Annotated in this window: 12 protein-coding genes; 6 read left to right on the top strand and 6 right to left on the bottom strand. The window is 70.6% G+C overall.

All coding sequences use genetic code 11. From position 1 onward, the window contains the following. Window positions 1–263 precede the first annotated feature (263 nt). Window positions 264–2,096: a DUF4328 domain-containing protein gene (locus J7I98_RS22730; RefSeq protein WP_214923944.1), complete on the top strand. Its 1,833-nt coding sequence runs from the start codon at window positions 264–266 to the stop codon at window positions 2,094–2,096. Window positions 2,097–2,175: 79 nt separating this feature from the next. Here the strand turns inward: J7I98_RS22730 and J7I98_RS22725 are convergent, their stop codons facing one another. Next, window positions 2,176–3,723 (bottom strand): MFS transporter, encoded by a 1,548-nt coding sequence (locus J7I98_RS22725; protein ID WP_214923941.1) that lies wholly within the window; start codon window positions 3,721–3,723, stop codon window positions 2,176–2,178. 119 nt (window positions 3,724–3,842) lie between these two features. Beyond that, window positions 3,843–4,457 carry a GNAT family N-acetyltransferase gene (locus J7I98_RS22720; RefSeq protein WP_214923938.1) on the bottom strand — a complete coding sequence of 205 codons (615 nt, stop codon included), beginning with the start codon at window positions 4,455–4,457 and terminating at the stop codon, window positions 3,843–3,845. A gap of 117 nt (window positions 4,458–4,574) precedes the next feature. Between J7I98_RS22720 and J7I98_RS22715 the strand changes: the two genes are divergently transcribed. Next, entirely contained in the window at window positions 4,575–5,792 is a 1,218-nt protein-coding gene (locus tag J7I98_RS22715) for a DUF2993 domain-containing protein (protein WP_214923934.1), read from the top strand. A 71-nt stretch (window positions 5,793–5,863) separates the two neighbouring features. On the opposite strand, the gene J7I98_RS22710 is transcribed toward J7I98_RS22715, so the two are convergent. Then, window positions 5,864–6,697, bottom strand: coding sequence for an alpha/beta fold hydrolase (locus J7I98_RS22710; protein WP_214923931.1), 834 nt, complete (start codon window positions 6,695–6,697; stop codon window positions 5,864–5,866). Window positions 6,698–6,808: 111 nt separating this feature from the next. Here J7I98_RS22710 and J7I98_RS22705 point away from each other — a divergent pair, with 111 nt between their 5' ends. Beyond that, window positions 6,809–6,967 (top strand): hypothetical protein, encoded by a 159-nt coding sequence (locus tag J7I98_RS22705; RefSeq protein ID WP_214923928.1) that lies wholly within the window; start codon window positions 6,809–6,811, stop codon window positions 6,965–6,967. 113 nt (window positions 6,968–7,080) lie between these two features. On the opposite strand, the gene J7I98_RS22700 is transcribed toward J7I98_RS22705, so the two are convergent. Both J7I98_RS22700 and J7I98_RS22695 read right to left on the bottom strand, forming a co-directional pair. Next, entirely contained in the window at window positions 7,081–7,479 is a 399-nt protein-coding gene (locus J7I98_RS22700; protein WP_214923925.1) for a RidA family protein, read from the bottom strand. Then, the gene (locus tag J7I98_RS22695; protein ID WP_214923922.1) at window positions 7,476–8,585 is read right to left on the bottom strand and encodes an acyl-CoA dehydrogenase family protein; all 1,110 of its coding nucleotides are present in this window, start codon (window positions 8,583–8,585) and stop codon (window positions 7,476–7,478) included. Before J7I98_RS22695 ends, J7I98_RS22700 begins: the two co-directional genes overlap by 4 nt. A gap of 84 nt (window positions 8,586–8,669) precedes the next feature. Between J7I98_RS22695 and J7I98_RS22690 the strand changes: the two genes are divergently transcribed. The 3 genes from J7I98_RS22690 to J7I98_RS22680 are packed head-to-tail and all read left to right on the top strand — an operon-like array spanning window position 8,670 to window position 11,967. Then, complete coding sequence (locus J7I98_RS22690; RefSeq protein ID WP_214923919.1) at window positions 8,670–10,283, top strand: AMP-binding protein; 1,614 nt, start codon at window positions 8,670–8,672, stop codon at window positions 10,281–10,283. 4 nt (window positions 10,284–10,287) lie between these two features. After that, window positions 10,288–11,112: a PaaX family transcriptional regulator C-terminal domain-containing protein gene (locus J7I98_RS22685; RefSeq protein WP_214923916.1), complete on the top strand. Its 825-nt coding sequence runs from the start codon at window positions 10,288–10,290 to the stop codon at window positions 11,110–11,112. 15 nt (window positions 11,113–11,127) lie between these two features. Then, on the top strand, window positions 11,128–11,967 hold the full coding sequence (locus tag J7I98_RS22680) for a GNAT family N-acetyltransferase (protein WP_214925141.1): 840 nt from the start codon (window positions 11,128–11,130) through the stop codon (window positions 11,965–11,967). A 267-nt stretch (window positions 11,968–12,234) separates the two neighbouring features. Here J7I98_RS22680 and J7I98_RS22675 read toward each other — a convergent pair whose 3' ends face one another. After that, complete coding sequence (locus J7I98_RS22675) at window positions 12,235–14,598, bottom strand: oxidoreductase (RefSeq protein ID WP_214925140.1); 2,364 nt, start codon at window positions 14,596–14,598, stop codon at window positions 12,235–12,237. Window position 14,599: the final 1 nt, after the last annotated feature.

The following is a 14,599-nucleotide window of genomic DNA, read 5'->3' as shown; positions in this document are numbered from 1 at the left end:
AAAACACCTGAGCCGGCTGGACGGATGGCGGGTTGAGGGCCGCGCGGAGGTCTCGGCGGCCCCACCGGTCGTGGTGCCGCCGTTACCCCCGGCCTCGGACAAGGCCACCCGCATCCGCAACCGGACCCGACGCCCGCTCCGGCGGACGATCCGGTCGACGGCCCTGCGCGCGAAGTAACCCGTGGGCATCCCGGTCCGCGAACGCACTTATCCTTCTGGCTGGCGTCGCGAGCGAATCGCAGCAGGGGGAGGACCAACCGCACATGGAGTACCTGAATCCGGGCGATCCACGGGCGATCGGTGCGTACCGGCTGCTGCGCAGACTCGGTGCCGGAGGCATGGGACAGGTCTATCTGGCCAGGTCCGCCGGCGGCCGTACCGTCGCGGTGAAACTGGTGCACAGAGAGCTCGCCGGCCAGGCGGAGTTCCGGCGGCGCTTCCAGCAGGAAGTGGAGGCCGCCCGGTGCGTGGGCGGCCAGTGGACCGCCCCCGTGCTCGACGCCGACACGAACGCCGCCACGCCATGGGTGGCGACCGGCTACATCGCCGGGCCGTCGCTCCAGGACGTCGTGTCCGACGACACCTTCGGGCCGCTGTCCGAACGGTCCGCGCTCGTCCTGGCCAACGGACTGCTCGGGGCTCTCGCGGACATCCACCGCGCGGGACTCGTCCATCGTGACCTCAAGCCCTCCAATGTGCTGATCACCCTCGACGGTCCGCGCGTCATCGACTTCGGAATCGCCCGCGCCCTGGAACCGGTCGCTGAGGCCCCGGCCACCCGTACCGGTGCGGTGATCGGCTCTCCCGGCTTCATGTCACCCGAGCAGGTGCGGGGCGAGCGGGTCGGCACGGCGAGCGATGTGTTCTGCCTCGGCTCGGTCCTCGCGTACGCCATGACCGGACGGGTGCCGTTCGGCGGGGTCGAGAGCGGCATCCACGCGCTGCTCTTCCGTATAGCCCACGAGGATCCGGACCTCTCGGCGATCCCCGAGGGCCCCATCCTCCGTCTGATTACCGCCTGTCTCGCCAAGAACGCAGAGGACCGGCCGACGGTCGCGCAACTGCGGGAGCTCACCGAGCCGTACGTGCAGGAACAGGACGCGGGTGCGTGGCTGCCTGCCGGGCTGACCGCGCACCTGGGGCGGGACGCGGCACGGCTGCTGGACGCCGACATGACGGAGCAGCCGCCGACGGTGGTGCCCGGCGGTCATGTACCGGCCGCCCCGACAGGCCAGTTCGGGCCCGCGTTCCCGTTCCAGCCCCACCGGGCTCCCGGCATGCACGGACCGGTGCCGACGCCGGGGTTCGGTCCCGCGACACCGCTGCCGCGCCCGGCGGCCGGCGGGCCGGTGCTGAAAACGCCCAAGGGCCTGTCCAATGCGCTGGTCATCCTTCTGGGCGCAGGAATGCTCGTGTCCGTCATCGACCTCAACTACGAGGCGAAGCTCGTCGGTGAACTGAACGACGTACAAAGCTCGGCGGATCTGACCGGATCGAATCCTTCCGACCTGCTGCATGCGCTCCAGTTGACCTGGAAGGGCACCCCGGAGGCGATCCTGGGGATCTGGTCCGTGATCATGCTCGCGACCGTCGTGCTGTGGCTCATCTGGTTCCGTCGCGTACGGATCAACGCCGAACTATTCGACGCACAGGCGCACAGGCTCGGGCGCGGATGGGCACTGGCCGCCTGGTTCGTGCCAGTGGCTCACCTGTGGGTGCCCAAGCAGGTCATCAACGACGTCTGGACCGCCAGCGCATCGCCGCCCGCCCCCGCGCCCTACGCCACCCGGCCCGAGCGGCCGACGCCCTCACGCGCCGCACTGCACGCATGGTGGCTGTCGTTCGCCGGGAGCATCGGTCTGCTGTACGTCTCCAAGGCCTGGCAGACCTGGGACGAGGCCAAGGACCTCGACGAGGCCCGCCTGCTCGCCCTGCTGAGCTTCTTCGAAGGCGCCCTGACTTTGGCGTCGGCGGTGCTGGCCGTCGTGGTCGTACAGCAGGTGACGTCGATGCAGCAGCGCCGCGTCACCGCCACCCAACAGCGGTCGGCGGGCGGCCTCATGGGGTCCGCGGGAGGCCACGCTACGCACAGGTGAGCGCACCCGGGGCGCTCGAATTCGTGACGGCCGCGATTCGCGCGCCGCGGCTACGCCCGTACGCGCGCGCCCGGCCGGTTCAGGGCCCGGGGCCCATTCCGCCGCCCTGGAGGCGTTCCAGGTCGGACGGGCGTACCTGGATGGCGATTATTGCGACGATCGCGGCCACCACCGTGAACACCGCGGCGACGATGAACGCCGCGGAGACTCCGGAGGTGAGGACCTCGTCGGCCCATGGTGGTGGGAGCTGGCCCGTCTGCTCGAACTTCGCGCGTTCCGCGGGGCTCGCCGCGGACAGGAAGCGCGGTATCTGGGTGTCGGCCTCGTTGCGGCTGGCCGTGCCGTACATCGTGACCAGGATGGACAGGCCGAGCGAGCCGCCCACCTGCTGGGTGACGTTGAGCATGCCCGAGGCCGCGCCCGACTCGTGTGTGGGCACGTTGGAGACGGCCATCAGCGTCAGCGACACGAAGTTGAAGCCCATGCCGAGGCTGAAGATGAGAATCGGGCCCAGGATGCTGCCCAGGTAGGTCGAGTCGATGTCCGTCAGGGTCAGCCAGGACAGGCCGATCGCTGCCAGGATCGAGCCGGTCACCATGAAGGGCTTCGGGCCGTACTTCGGCAGGAGCTGGGAGGCCATTCCCGCGCCCACCGCGATGACCGCGCTGACCGGCAGGAAGGCCAGTCCGGTCTTGAGCGGGCTGAAGTCCAGGACGTTCTGGACGAACAGCGTGAGGAAGAAGAACATGCCGAAGATCGCGGCGGCGAGGCTCAGCATGATTCCGTACGTGCCCGCCCGGTTACGGTCGGCGAACATGTGCAACGGAGTGATCGGCTGCCTGGAGCGCCGTTCCACCAGGATGAACAGGGCGAGGAGTACCACCGCGGCGGCGAACGAAACCAGAGTGAGAGCGTCGCTCCAGCCGTCCTGTGCGGCCCGGATGAAGCCGTAGACCAGACACACCATGCCGACCGTGGAGGTCAGGGCGCCGGTGAAGTCGAAGTGGCCGGGATGGCGCTCGGACTCCTTGATGACGCGGGGTGTGGCGACGGCGATGAGCAGCCCGATCGGTACGTTGACGAACAGCACCCAGCGCCAGTCGAGCCATTCGACGAGCACACCGCCGGCCAGCAGCCCGATGGCTCCACCGCCCGCGGATACGGCGGCGAAGACGCCGAATGCCCGGTTGCGGGCCGGGCCTTCGGTGAACGTGGTGGCGATCAGCGCGAGTGCCGTCGGAGAGGCGATGGCACCACCGACGCCCTGGAGGGCGCGGGCGGCCAGGAGTTGGCCGGAGTTCTGCGCGAGGCCTCCGAGCAGGGAGGCAAGGACGAACAGCAGAACGCCGAAAATGAAGACCCGGCGGCGGCCGAGGATGTCACCGGCACGCCCGCCGAGCAGCAGCAGCCCGCCGAAGGTGAGCGTGTAGGCATTGACCACCCACGAAAGGCTCGTGGTGGAGAAGTCGAGGGCGCTCTGGATGTGCGGCAGGGCGATGTTCACGATGGTGATGTCGAGAACCACCATCAGCTGGCACGAGGCGATGACCAGCAGGGCCAGGCCGTTCCTGCTGCCCGGACCCTTGTCGGTTGTGGCTTGTCCTGGTGTCGGTTGGGAGGTCGACATGGCGCATGGCCCTCACGACAGAGGCAGTGGGCGGTTCTGCCCACCATTTGACCGTAAGCCCGGTGCGTGCATGCCACCAGTCGATCAATCCGCGCCCGCTCGACATGCCGCTCACTCCGTCAGGCGGACGGCCGGGAGCCTTCCCGGAGGCGTGCTGTCAGCGCCTCGCGTGCGGTCGGCCACTCGTCGGAGACCATCGAGTAGACGACGGTGTCGCGCATCGTCCCGTCCGGCCTGGTCCGATGGCGGCGCAGTACGCCCTCGCGCTGTGCGCCGAGGCGTTCGATGGCACGCTGCGACCGTTCGTTGCGGTGGTCGGTGTGCCAGGTGACCCGGACCGCGCCGAGGTCGTCGAAGGCACGGCCCAGCAGGAGAAGTTTCGCCTCGGTGTTGATGCCGGTGCGGTGGAAGCGGCTGCCGAGCCAGGTGGAGCCGATCGCGATGCCGCGGTCGGCGGGCTCTATCTCGTAGTACGAGGTGGATCCGGCCACTTCACCGGTCGCGACGTCGATCTGCGCGAGCGCGACACTGTCGCCCTCCTCCTGCTTGACCAGCAGGCGCTCGACGATCGCCCGCATTCCGCCGACGTCCGCGGGCTGCTTGTGCGAGAGCCAGGTCCAGACCCCGGGGTCCTTGAGTGCCTCGAAGAGACCCTCGGAATGATCGGCGGTCAGTGGCTCAAGGCGTACGTATTGGCCGGTCAGGGTGGGTCGTTCGAACCATGCGCTGTTCATGGCGGGAAAGAATACGCAAAGACCTCGGCCGCGTTCCCCGCAATAAACGTGGCCAAATATGGACCTTCCCGTCGTCGAGCTTGCGTTCGAGGGCGGTTCACATGGTGGGATGAGCTGATGCGACCCCCCACACGCATAGCCTCACATCCTCCTAATCCCTACGACGAACTGGCACAACTCGCGACACCGGAGCCGGACTACGACCGCGACGACCCGCTCGGTCTCGGTCTCGCGCCCGACGACGACGATGACGGTGCCGACGACTGGGCCCCGCCCAACCACCGTGGCAAAAGCCGTCTCGCCGCCGTCCCGGTGGTATTCAAACTGGTCGTCACCGGCCTGGTCTGCCTCTCCTTCCTGCTGATCGCCGACCGCTACGCCGTGATGTACGCGCAGGACAAGGCCGAGGAAAACCTCCAGAAGTCACTGGGGCTCGCGGCCGCGCCCGAGGTCGACATCCACGGCTTCCCGTTCCTCACCCAGGTCCTCGACCAGCGCCTCGACGAGGTCGACGTCAGCGTCCCCGACGTCGCCGCCGACCGCGTCTCCCTCGCCGAAGTACGGGCCACCGCCAAGGACGTACGTATCGTCGGCAGCCTGCCTTCCTCGATCAAGGGCGCCGTCATCGGCAGCGTGGACGGCGACGTTCTGCTGTCCTTCGACGACCTCAACCGCGAACTGGGCGCCTCGCAGGCCAAGTTCACGAGAGACGGCGCAAGCAACATACGGGTGGTGGGCTCCGTCCCCGTCGCCGGCAACGAAGTCCGCGTACGGGCCCGGGCGCACGTACGCCGCGACGGCGACCAGGCCGTGTCCACCACCGTCGACCACATGCGGCTCGACATCCCCGGGCTCGTCACCTACCGGCCGGGCAAGGACCGGGCGCACTCGGGCCTCCGGCTGCACCCCGAGGCCGCCGAGCGGATCAGCCGCGAGAGCGCGCGCATCAAGGCGCTGCTGGCGGTTCCCGCGGTGGTGGACCGGCTCGGCGTACCGAGGAAGTGGGTGGACCGGGCGCTGCAGAGCGAGAAGGAGCTGAACAAGCTCACCGGCTCGCCGCGCTTCGTCCAGCAGCTGATGAAGCTCAACCTCGTCGACGTGATCATCGAGCACCCCTGGCTGCTGAAGAAGGTCGGAATCGACCCCAAGCTGGTCGCCGCCCTGCTGAGCCTGCGGCCGCCGGAACTGTCCGAGCAGCTCTCGCTGTCCTTCCGGCTGCCCAAGACGCCCGGCGACCTGCGGCTGCGCGAGATCAGCGTGGAGCGTGAAGGAATCAGGGCCGATCTGGCGGGTACCGGGCTGACCTTCGGGAAGCTCGCGACCGGGAAGAAGTGAAGAAGAAGGAACGATTGCCCGGCCCGCCGCACCGAATCCGTAGAGGACAGGTACGGCGGGCCGGGCGCGCTTCAGCGTGATGCGGCGATGAATTCCCGCAGCGCCGCGGACAGCACCTCCGGCTGGTCCTCGGCGATCAGCGTGCAGCTGTCCTCGACCTCAAGAAGGCGCCCCTGCGGCAGAATGTCCGCCAGCCTCCGGCCGTGCGCCCGCGGCATCATCCGGTCCTCCTTCGCCCACACCACCAGCGCGGGCTTGTCGAACTTCCGCAGCCCGTCCACCGCTTCGAGCAGCTCCGTCCTGCGCACGCCCCGGTTGTAGCGGCGGAAGTCGGCGCGGATGGCCGGGTCGGTGAGGAGCGGCTCCAGCCAGCCGTCGACGATCTCGTCCGGTACGGGCCGCTTGGTGAGCGCGCCGATCCCCACGGGCAGGCGCCGCAATGGGCGTAGGGCGAGCGTACGGGCGAGGAAGGTGATGCCGCCCGGCACCTTGCAGGCGAGGGAGATCAGCTTGCCGGGCACGCCGGGCGGGTAGTTGTCGAAGGCCTCGCAGGAGGTGAGGACGAGCCTGGCGAGCCGTTCGGGGTGCTGGGCGGCGACGGTCTGGGCCCGCCCGCAGTCGTTCTCGACGAGCGTGACGTCGCGCAGGTCGAGCCGGTCGAGGAACTCCGCGATGAGCTCGTTGACGGAGTCCGGGGTGAGCGGTACGTCCGCGCGCATGGGTATGCGGTGTGATCCGTACGGCAGGGTCGGGGCGACGACCCGGTGGTCCGCCCGCAGTGCGGCGACGACCTTGCGCCAGACTGTCGCGTCGTGGACCAGGCCGTGCAGGAGGACCACAACGGGTCCTGGTCCGCCGGTGTCCTCGTACGCGACGGTTCCGGCGGTGAGCTCAATCCGGGGCATGGCAAATCCTCCATCTCGGCTGAGAGCGAGGCTATCTCCGTCCGGCCAGTGACAAGGTGCCCCCTCCGCGGCGTCGTTACGGGAGAACGGCAGAGCGGCTCAGGGCAGCGATTGGAGGAGTTCGCGCGCGCAGTGCCGGGCTCGTACGAATCCTTCGGGCGGCTCACCGGGCCGGTCGTCGGCCTGGAACCGCCGCTGTCGTTCGACGAGTTGCGGGCGATCGTGACGAGTCCGCGCTGGAGTGTGTTTGTGGACTCGGCGGTGAACTGAGGCGGCCGAGGCGCTGGAGCCGTACAAGGATCAGTCGCAGGCCGGTCGGGCCAGTACGGGTGCGGGCAGCAAGGCCATTACGGGCAGTCGGTCCAGTAGGGCCACCCGTCCAGCTAGTCCAGTACGGCCACCCCGTCCAGCTCGACCAGGCACTGATCGTCCCAGAGGCGGACCGCGCCGATCACCGCCATGGCGGGGTAGTCGCGGCCCGCCAGTCGGCGCCAGATGCGGCCCAGTTCGGGCGCCTGGGCGCGGTAGTCGGCGACATCGGTGGCGTAGACGGTGACGCGGGCGAGGTCGGCGGGGGTGCCGCCGGCGGCGCGCAGCGCCGTGAGGAGGTTGGTGAGGGCCTTCTCGAACTGGGCCGGGAGCATATCGCCGACGATCTTGCCGTCCGTGTCGAGGGAGGTCTGGCCCGCCAGGAAGACCAGGCGGGAGCCGGTGGCCGTGACGGCGTGGGAGAAGCCGGTGGGCGGGGACAGCTCGGCCGGGTTGATGCGGTGCAGGGTCATCGGTACAGCTCCTTGGCGATGATCGTCCGCTGGACCTCGGTGGCGCCTTCGTAGATACGGGGCGCCCTGACCTCACGGTAGAGGTGTTCGAGCAGGTGCCCGCGCTGAAGGGCGCGCGCACCGTGCAGCTGCACCGCGGCGTCGACGACGTACTGGGCCGTCTCGGTGGCGAAGAGTTTGGCCATGGCGGCGCGGCGGGGCACGCCGGATGCGCCCGCGTCGTACGCCGAGGCGGCCGCGTACACGAGCAGGCGCGCGGCCTCGGTACGGGTCGCCATCTCGGCGACCTGATGGGCGACCGACTGGAGGTCCTTGAGGGGGCCGCCGAAGGCGGTGCGGCGCGCGGTGTGCTCGACGGTCGCGTCCAGGGCCGCCTGTGCCATTCCGACGGCAAAGGCGCCGACGCTGGGGCGGAAGAGGTTGAGGGTGTCCATGGCGACCCGGAAGCCTCCGTTCACCTCACCGATCACGTCGGCGGGGGTGACCGGTACGCCGTCGAAGGCGAGGGCGCCGATGGGGTGCGGCGAGAGCATGTCGAGCGGGGTCCCGGTCAGGCCGGGACGGTCGGCGGGGACCAGGAACGCGGTGACGCCGCGGGCCCCGGCCCCCTCATCCGTACGGGCGAATACGGTGTAGAAATCGGCGTACGGTGCGTTGGAAATCCAGCATTTCTCGCCGGACAGGCGCCATCCGGAACCCTCCGGTACGGTCTTGAGCGAGAGAGCCGCCGCGTCCGATCCCGCGCCCGGCTCGCTCAGCGCGAAGGCGGCCACGGCGCGGCCCGAGATCACTTCCGGGAGCCAGCGGGCGCGCTGCTCCCCGGTGCCCGCGCGGGCCACCGGACTGGCCCCGAGCCCTTGCAGGGCGAGCGCGGTCTCGGCCTCGGTACAGACCTGGGCGAGCGATTCGCGCATCAGGCAGAGGTCCAGGGCTCCAGAACTGAACAGGCGCTCCAGCAGTCCGAGTTCACCGAGTGAGGCGACCAACGCGCGGTTCACCGTGCCCGGTTCGCCCTTTTCCGCGAGGGGCCGCAGGCGGTCCGCGGCCAGCGCGCGCAGTTCGGCGCACCACCCGTGCTGTTCCGGTTCCAGCTCGAATCCCGGCATATTGCGGCACCCCTCTTATCGCGGGCCGTTGACTGTCGTCACCTAAACGATACGCTCAATGTGCGACAAGGGGGCGATCCCATCATGGAGCTGAAGACCTCAGCGCACCTCGATACCTTTCCCCGCGACCAGCTGCCGCCCGCCCACCAGTGGCCGGATCTGGTCTTCGACCGTCCTGAGCTGCGCTATCCGGACCTGCTCAACTGCGGGGCGGAGCTCCTGGACCGCACCATCGAGCGCTTCGGCGCGGACCGGCCGGTGTTCCGTACCGCCAAAAGTGAGATCTGGACGTACGACGAGCTCCGCCGCACCGTCGACCGGATAGCGCACGTACTGACCTCCGACCTGGGCGTCCTGCCCGGCAACCGCGTCCTGCTGCGCGGCCCCACGACCCCCTGGCTCGCCGCCTGCTGGCTCGCGGTGATGAAGGCGGGCGCGGTGGCGGTGACGGTCCTCGCGCAGCAGCGGGCCACCGAGCTGGCGACGATGTGCGCCATCGCGCGGGTGGGCCATGCTCTGTGCGACGTACGGGCCGTCGACGACCTGGCCAAGGCCGAGGTGCCCGGGCTGCGCATCACGGCGTACGGCGGTGACACGCCCGACGACCTGCTGCGTCTGGCGGCCGACAAGCCGTCGCGGTACGCCGCCGTGGCGACCTCCGCCGACGATGTCGCGCTGATCGCCTTCACCTCGGGGACGACCGGGCGCCCCAAGGGCTGTATGCACTTCCACCGCGATGTGCTGGCCGTCGCCGACACCTTCTCGCGCCATGTGCTCAAGCCCCGGCCCGACGACGTCTTCACGGGAAGCCCGCCGCTCGGCTTCACGTTCGGGCTCGGCGGCCTGGTGATATTCCCGATGCGGGCGGGCGCGTCCGCGCTGCTGCTCGAACAGGCGGGCCCCAAGCAGCTGCTGCCCGCGCTCGACCGGCACCGGGTCTCCGTCCTGTTCACCGCGCCGACGGCGTACCGGGCGATGCTGGACGACCTCGGTGCGTACGACCTGGGCGCCCTGCGCCGCTGTGTCTCGGCCGGCGAGAACCTGCCCGCCGCGACCTGGCGGGCCTGGTACGAGCGCACCGGGCTGCGCATCATCAACGGCATCGGCGCGACCGAGCTGCTGCACATCTTCATTTCGGCGGCGGACGAGGCGATCAGGCCAGGTACGACCGGGGTGCCGGTGCCCGGCTGGGACGCGCGTGTGGTGGACCGGTCCGGACAGCCGGTGGCCGACGGCGAGCCGGGGCTGCTCGCGGTCCGTGGCCCCGTGGGCTGCCGCTACCTCGCGGACGAGCGGCAGCACCAGTACGTACAGGGCGGCTGGAATCTGACCGGCGACACCTACGTCCGTGAGGCCGACGGCTACTTCCGTTATGTCGCCCGCGCCGACGACATGATCATTTCGGCCGGGTACAACATCGCAGGCCCGGAGGTCGAGGAAGCGCTGCTGCGCCATCCCGACGTGCTGGAGGCGGCGGTGGTGGGGCAGGCCGACGAGCGGCGCGGCCAGATCGTCGTCGCGTACGCCGTCCTGCGCGACGGGGTGCCGCGCGGCGACGGGACCACGGCTCTGCTGCGCGACTTCGTGAAGGCCGAGCTGGCGCCGTACAAATGCCCGCGCGACATCGTCTTTCTGGATGCCCTTCCGCGTACACCGACCGGCAAGCTCCAGCGCTTCCGGCTGCGGGCCGTAGAGTGATCACGTGGCCGAGCAGCACACTCCCCGTTCATTGATCGTTTCTCTCTACGGCGCGTACGGGCGCACGCCCGACGGAGGCGACGCCGAGCCGATGCGCGTGGCCGAGCTCATCCGGCTGCTGGCCGCGGTCGGCGTCGACGCGCCCTCGGTACGTTCGTCGGTCTCGCGTCTCAAACGGCGCGGACTGCTCGTCGCCGCGCGCACGTCGGACGGCGCCGCCGGATACGCGCTGTCCGACGACGCCCATCAGCTCCTCGACGACGGCGACCGGCGCATCTACGAGCACCCGGCGCCGCGCCTGTCGGACGGCTGGGTCCTCGCGGTCTTCTCGGTGCCCGAGGCCGAGCGCAACAAGCGTCACCTGCTGCGCTCGCGCCTCTCCCGCCTCGGCTTCGGTGCGGCGGCACCGGGGGTGTGGATCGCCCCCGCGCGCCTGTACGAGGAGACGCGCCACACCCTGGAGCGCCTCCAACTCGCCCCGTACGTCGACCTCTTCCGGGGCGAACACCTCGGCTTCGCGGTGACGGAGGAGGCGGTGGCGCGCTGGTGGGACCTGCCCGCGATCGCCAAGCAGCACGCCGAGTTCCTGGATCTGCACGAGCCGGTGCTGCGCTCCTGGACGTCCGGCGGCCGGTCGCCGGACCCCCAGCAGGCCTACCACGACTACCTCCTGGCCCTCGACTCCTGGCGCCGCCTCCCGTACGTGGACCCGGGTCTGCCCGCCGAACTCCTCCCGGCGGGCTGGCCGGGCGCCCGCTCGGCGGAGGTCTTCGCCGAACTGCATGCGCTCCTGCGCGATGCGGGCGAGGAGTTCGTACGGGCATCATGAGGCATGACCTCGATCTTGACCTGGACCTTTACCAACGACCTCGATGAGTACCTGGCCACCGCCGGAGCCGCCGTCGCCGCGCGTCCCGCGGAGAACACGCTGCTGCTGACGATCGCGGAGACGCTCCGGCAGCGCGGCAGCGATGCGTACGGCGAAGGTGCGCCGCGGTTCGGCTGGTGGCGCGGGGCCGACGGCGGCGTGGACGGGGCGCTGGTGTGGACGCCGCCGCATGCGGTGATGGTGGGGGCCGTTCCCGCGGAGGCGGTGGCGCCGCTGGCCGAGGCGTGCGGGATATTCGGGAGCCCGGCGGTCAGCGCGGAGCGCGAGACGGCGGAGGCGCTGGCGGCCGAGTGGCGGCGGGCGGGGGTCGCGGCGACGACGGTGGTGGAGCAACGGCTGTACCGGCTCGCGGAATTGACCCCGCCGGTTCCTGCGCCGCCCGGGCGTGCGCGGGTTGCCACCGCCGCCGACCGGGAGCTGCTGGTGGACTGGGTCAACGCGTTCCGCCGGGACACCGGCCAGCCGGCGCCCGGCGCCGGGCGGGCCGTCGACGACCGGGTTTCGTACGGCGGCCTGACCCTCTGGGAACACGAAGGCACCCCGGTGTCGATGGCGGGCGTGTCGCGCCCGGCGGCGGGCACGGTGAGGGTCGCACCGGTCTATACGCCACCCGAGCAGCGCGGGCGGGGGTACGCGGCGGCGGTCACGGCGGCGGTGAGCGGGGCGGCGCTGGATGCGGGGGCGGAGGAGGTACTCCTGTTCACGGACCTCGCGAACCCGACGTCGAACGGCGTGTACCAGCGCATTGGTTACAGGCCGGTGGCCGACCGGGTGGAGATCACGGTGGCGGGCTGAGGAGGGGCGGGGCGGCAGGCGCGGCGCGGGGCGCTGCGTGGGGGCCCGGCGCCGGGCGATGCGTGGGGGCGCGGGCCTGCGGCGCTGCTCCCCTGCCCTTCCCCAAGCTCTCAACTTCGTTCGAGCAGGGGAGACCCCATTCTTCCCGGCTGCGACATTTGCGGCTCCGCCGCGTGAGGGGCAAGCCCCCAGACCCGGACGCCCTGTGTGAGTGTCCTCAATCGCCGGGCGCCGGACGGGCTGGGTTTCCGGGCCCTTGCCGGAAAGCTACGTCAGGCTCAGCCGCGGCTTCGGGGCGTCGGTGCGCCCCGTCGGCGGCGTACGACTCCCCGCCCGGTACGGCAAGGGCCACGGCGCCGCGCCCCCCGCATACCCCTGCTCCGCCGCCGCGTGCAACGTCCAGTGCGGGTCGTACAAGTGCGGCCGCCCCAGCGCACACAGATCCGCCCGCCCCGCCAGCAGCACCGAATTGACGTCGTCCCACGACGAAATCGCCCCGACCGCGATCACCGGCACGCCCACCGCATTGCGAATCCGGTCCGCGTACGGCGTCTGGTACGACCGGCCGTACTCAGGCGCCTCGTCGGCCACAACCTGCCCGGTCGAGACATCGATCGCATCGGCCCCGTGCGCCACGAACGCGCGCGCGATCTCGACCGCCTCCTCCGCCGTCGTACCCCCGTCCGCCCAGTCCGTGGCGGAGATACGGACCGTCATCGGCCGCTCCTCCGGCCAGATACCGCGTACCGCGTCGAAGACCTCCAGCGGAAAGCGCAGCCGCCGGGCGAGGGAACCGCCGTACGCGTCCGTCCGTTGATTCGTGAGAGGGGAGAGGAAGCCGGAGAGCAAGTAGCCGTGGGCACAGTGGAGTTCCAGCAAGTCGAAGCCACAGCGCGCCGCGCGCCAGGCGGCCGAGGCGAACTGTTCGCGGATGTCGGTGAGTCCGGCGCGGCCGAGTGCGTGCGGGACCTGGTTGATGCCCGCACGGTACGGAAGCGGTGAGGCCGCGGAGACAGGCCAGTTTCCGTCGTCCAGCGGCTGGTCGATGCCGTCCCACATCAGCCGCGTCGAGCCCTTGCGGCCGGAGTGGCCGAGCTGGACGCCGATGGCCGTGCCGGGCGGCGACTGGCGGTGGACGAAGTCGGTGATCCGGCGCCAGGCCGTGGCCTGTTGGGGGGTGTACATGCCGGTGCAGCCGGGGGTGATGCGGCCTTCGGGGCTCACACACACCATCTCGGTCATGACCAGCCCCGCTCCCCCGAGCGCGCGCGAGCCGAGGTGGACGAGGTGGAAGTCACCGGGCACACCGTCCACCGCCGAGTACATGTCCATGGGCGATACGACGACCCGGTTGCGCAGGGTCAGACCGCGCAGCCGGAAGGGGGTGAACATCGGGGGCGTGTCCGGCGGGCAGCCGAAGTCCTCCTCCACGGCCTGGGTGAACGCGGGGTCGCGCAGCCGCAGATTGTCGTGGGTGACGCGCCGGCTGCGAGTGAGGAGGTTGAAGGCGAACTGCCGTGGCGCCTGGTCGAGATACGTGCCGAGCTCCTCGAACCAGCGCAGGCTCGCCGCGGCCGCGCGCTGCGTGGAGGCTACGACGGGCCGGCGCTCGGTCTCGTACGCGGCGAGGGCGGCCGGCAGGTCGGGCTGCTCCTCGATGCACGCGGCCAGGGCGAGCGCGTCCTCGACGGCGAGTTTGGTTCCTGAGCCGATGGAGAAGTGGGCCGTGTGCGCGGCGTCGCCGATCAGGACTGTATTGCCGTGCGACCAGCGGTCGTTGACGACCGTACGGAAGGCGGTCCAGGAGGAGTTGTTGCCGCGCAGGGGGCGGCCGCCCAGCGCGTCGGTGAAGACCTTCGCGCACCGCTCGGTGGATTCGGCCTCGTCGCACCGGTCGAGCCCGGCGGCCCGCCAGACCTCCTCGCGCATCTCGACGATGACGGTGGAGGCTCCGGATTGACTCTGCGGCCCGGAGAGCCTCGTTGAGGGGGATGGGGCCTCCCCTGCTCGAGCGGAGTCGAGAGCTTGGGGAAGGTCGGGCGACGGACGGGCGTAGGGGTAGCCGTGGAGCTGCATCACGCCGTGCTCGGTCTCGGCGATCTCGAAGCGGAAGGCGTCGAAGGCGAAGTCGGCGGAGAGCCAGATGTAGCGGCAGCGGTGGGTGGTGACGCGGGGCGCGAAGACGTCTGCGTGTGCCTCACGGGTGGGGCTGTGCACGCCGTCCGCGGCGATCACCAGGTCGTACGCCGTGGAGAGTTCGGCGGCGTACGGCGCCTCCTCACGGAAGCGCAGATCGACGCCGAGCGAGCGGCAGCGTTCGTGCAGGATCTCCAGGAGCCTGCGGCGCCCGAGGGCGGCGAAGCCGTGGCCGCCTGAGGTGAGTGTGCGGCCCCGGTGGACGACGTCGATGTCGTCCCAGCGTACGAACTCGTCCTGGAGCGCCCGGTAGACGACCGGGTCGGCGTGCTGGATGCCGCCGAGGGTCTCGTCGGACAGGACGACGCCGAAGCCGAAGGTGTCGTCGGGCGCGTTGCGCTCCCAGACGGTGATCTCGCGCGCGGGGTCGAGCCGCTTGAGCAGCGCCGCCGCGTAGAGCCCGCCGGGCCCGCCACCGATGACCGCGACCCGCATC

The sequence above is a fragment of the Streptomyces sp. ISL-98 genome, assembly GCF_018614055.1.
GTDB classification, from domain to species: Bacteria; Actinomycetota; Actinomycetes; order Streptomycetales; family Streptomycetaceae; genus Streptomyces; species Streptomyces spiramyceticus.
The sequence above is the reverse complement of the archived record's forward strand: the minus strand, read 5'-3'. Positions and strand labels throughout refer to the sequence as shown.

Bases quoted from the DNA above. Each gene is read 5' to 3' on its own strand.
- J7I98_RS22720 (WP_214923938.1), bottom strand. From the start codon at position 4,457: ATGAACAGCGCATGGTTCGAACGACCCACCCTGACCGGCCAATACGTA.
- J7I98_RS22675 (WP_214925140.1), bottom strand. From the start codon at position 14,598: ATGCGGGTCGCGGTCATCGGTGGCGGGCCCGGCGGGCTCTACGCGGCG.
- J7I98_RS22695 (WP_214923922.1), bottom strand. From the start codon at position 8,585: ATGCCGGGATTCGAGCTGGAACCGGAACAGCACGGGTGGTGCGCCGAA.
- J7I98_RS22690 (WP_214923919.1), top strand. From the start codon at position 8,670: ATGGAGCTGAAGACCTCAGCGCACCTCGATACCTTTCCCCGCGACCAG.
- J7I98_RS22715 (WP_214923934.1), top strand. From the start codon at position 4,575: ATGCGACCCCCCACACGCATAGCCTCACATCCTCCTAATCCCTACGAC.
- J7I98_RS22700 (WP_214923925.1), bottom strand. From the start codon at position 7,479: ATGACCCTGCACCGCATCAACCCGGCCGAGCTGTCCCCGCCCACCGGC.
- J7I98_RS22725 (WP_214923941.1), bottom strand. From the start codon at position 3,723: ATGTCGACCTCCCAACCGACACCAGGACAAGCCACAACCGACAAGGGT.
- J7I98_RS22730 (WP_214923944.1), top strand. From the start codon at position 264: ATGGAGTACCTGAATCCGGGCGATCCACGGGCGATCGGTGCGTACCGG.
- J7I98_RS22710 (WP_214923931.1), bottom strand. From the start codon at position 6,697: ATGCCCCGGATTGAGCTCACCGCCGGAACCGTCGCGTACGAGGACACC.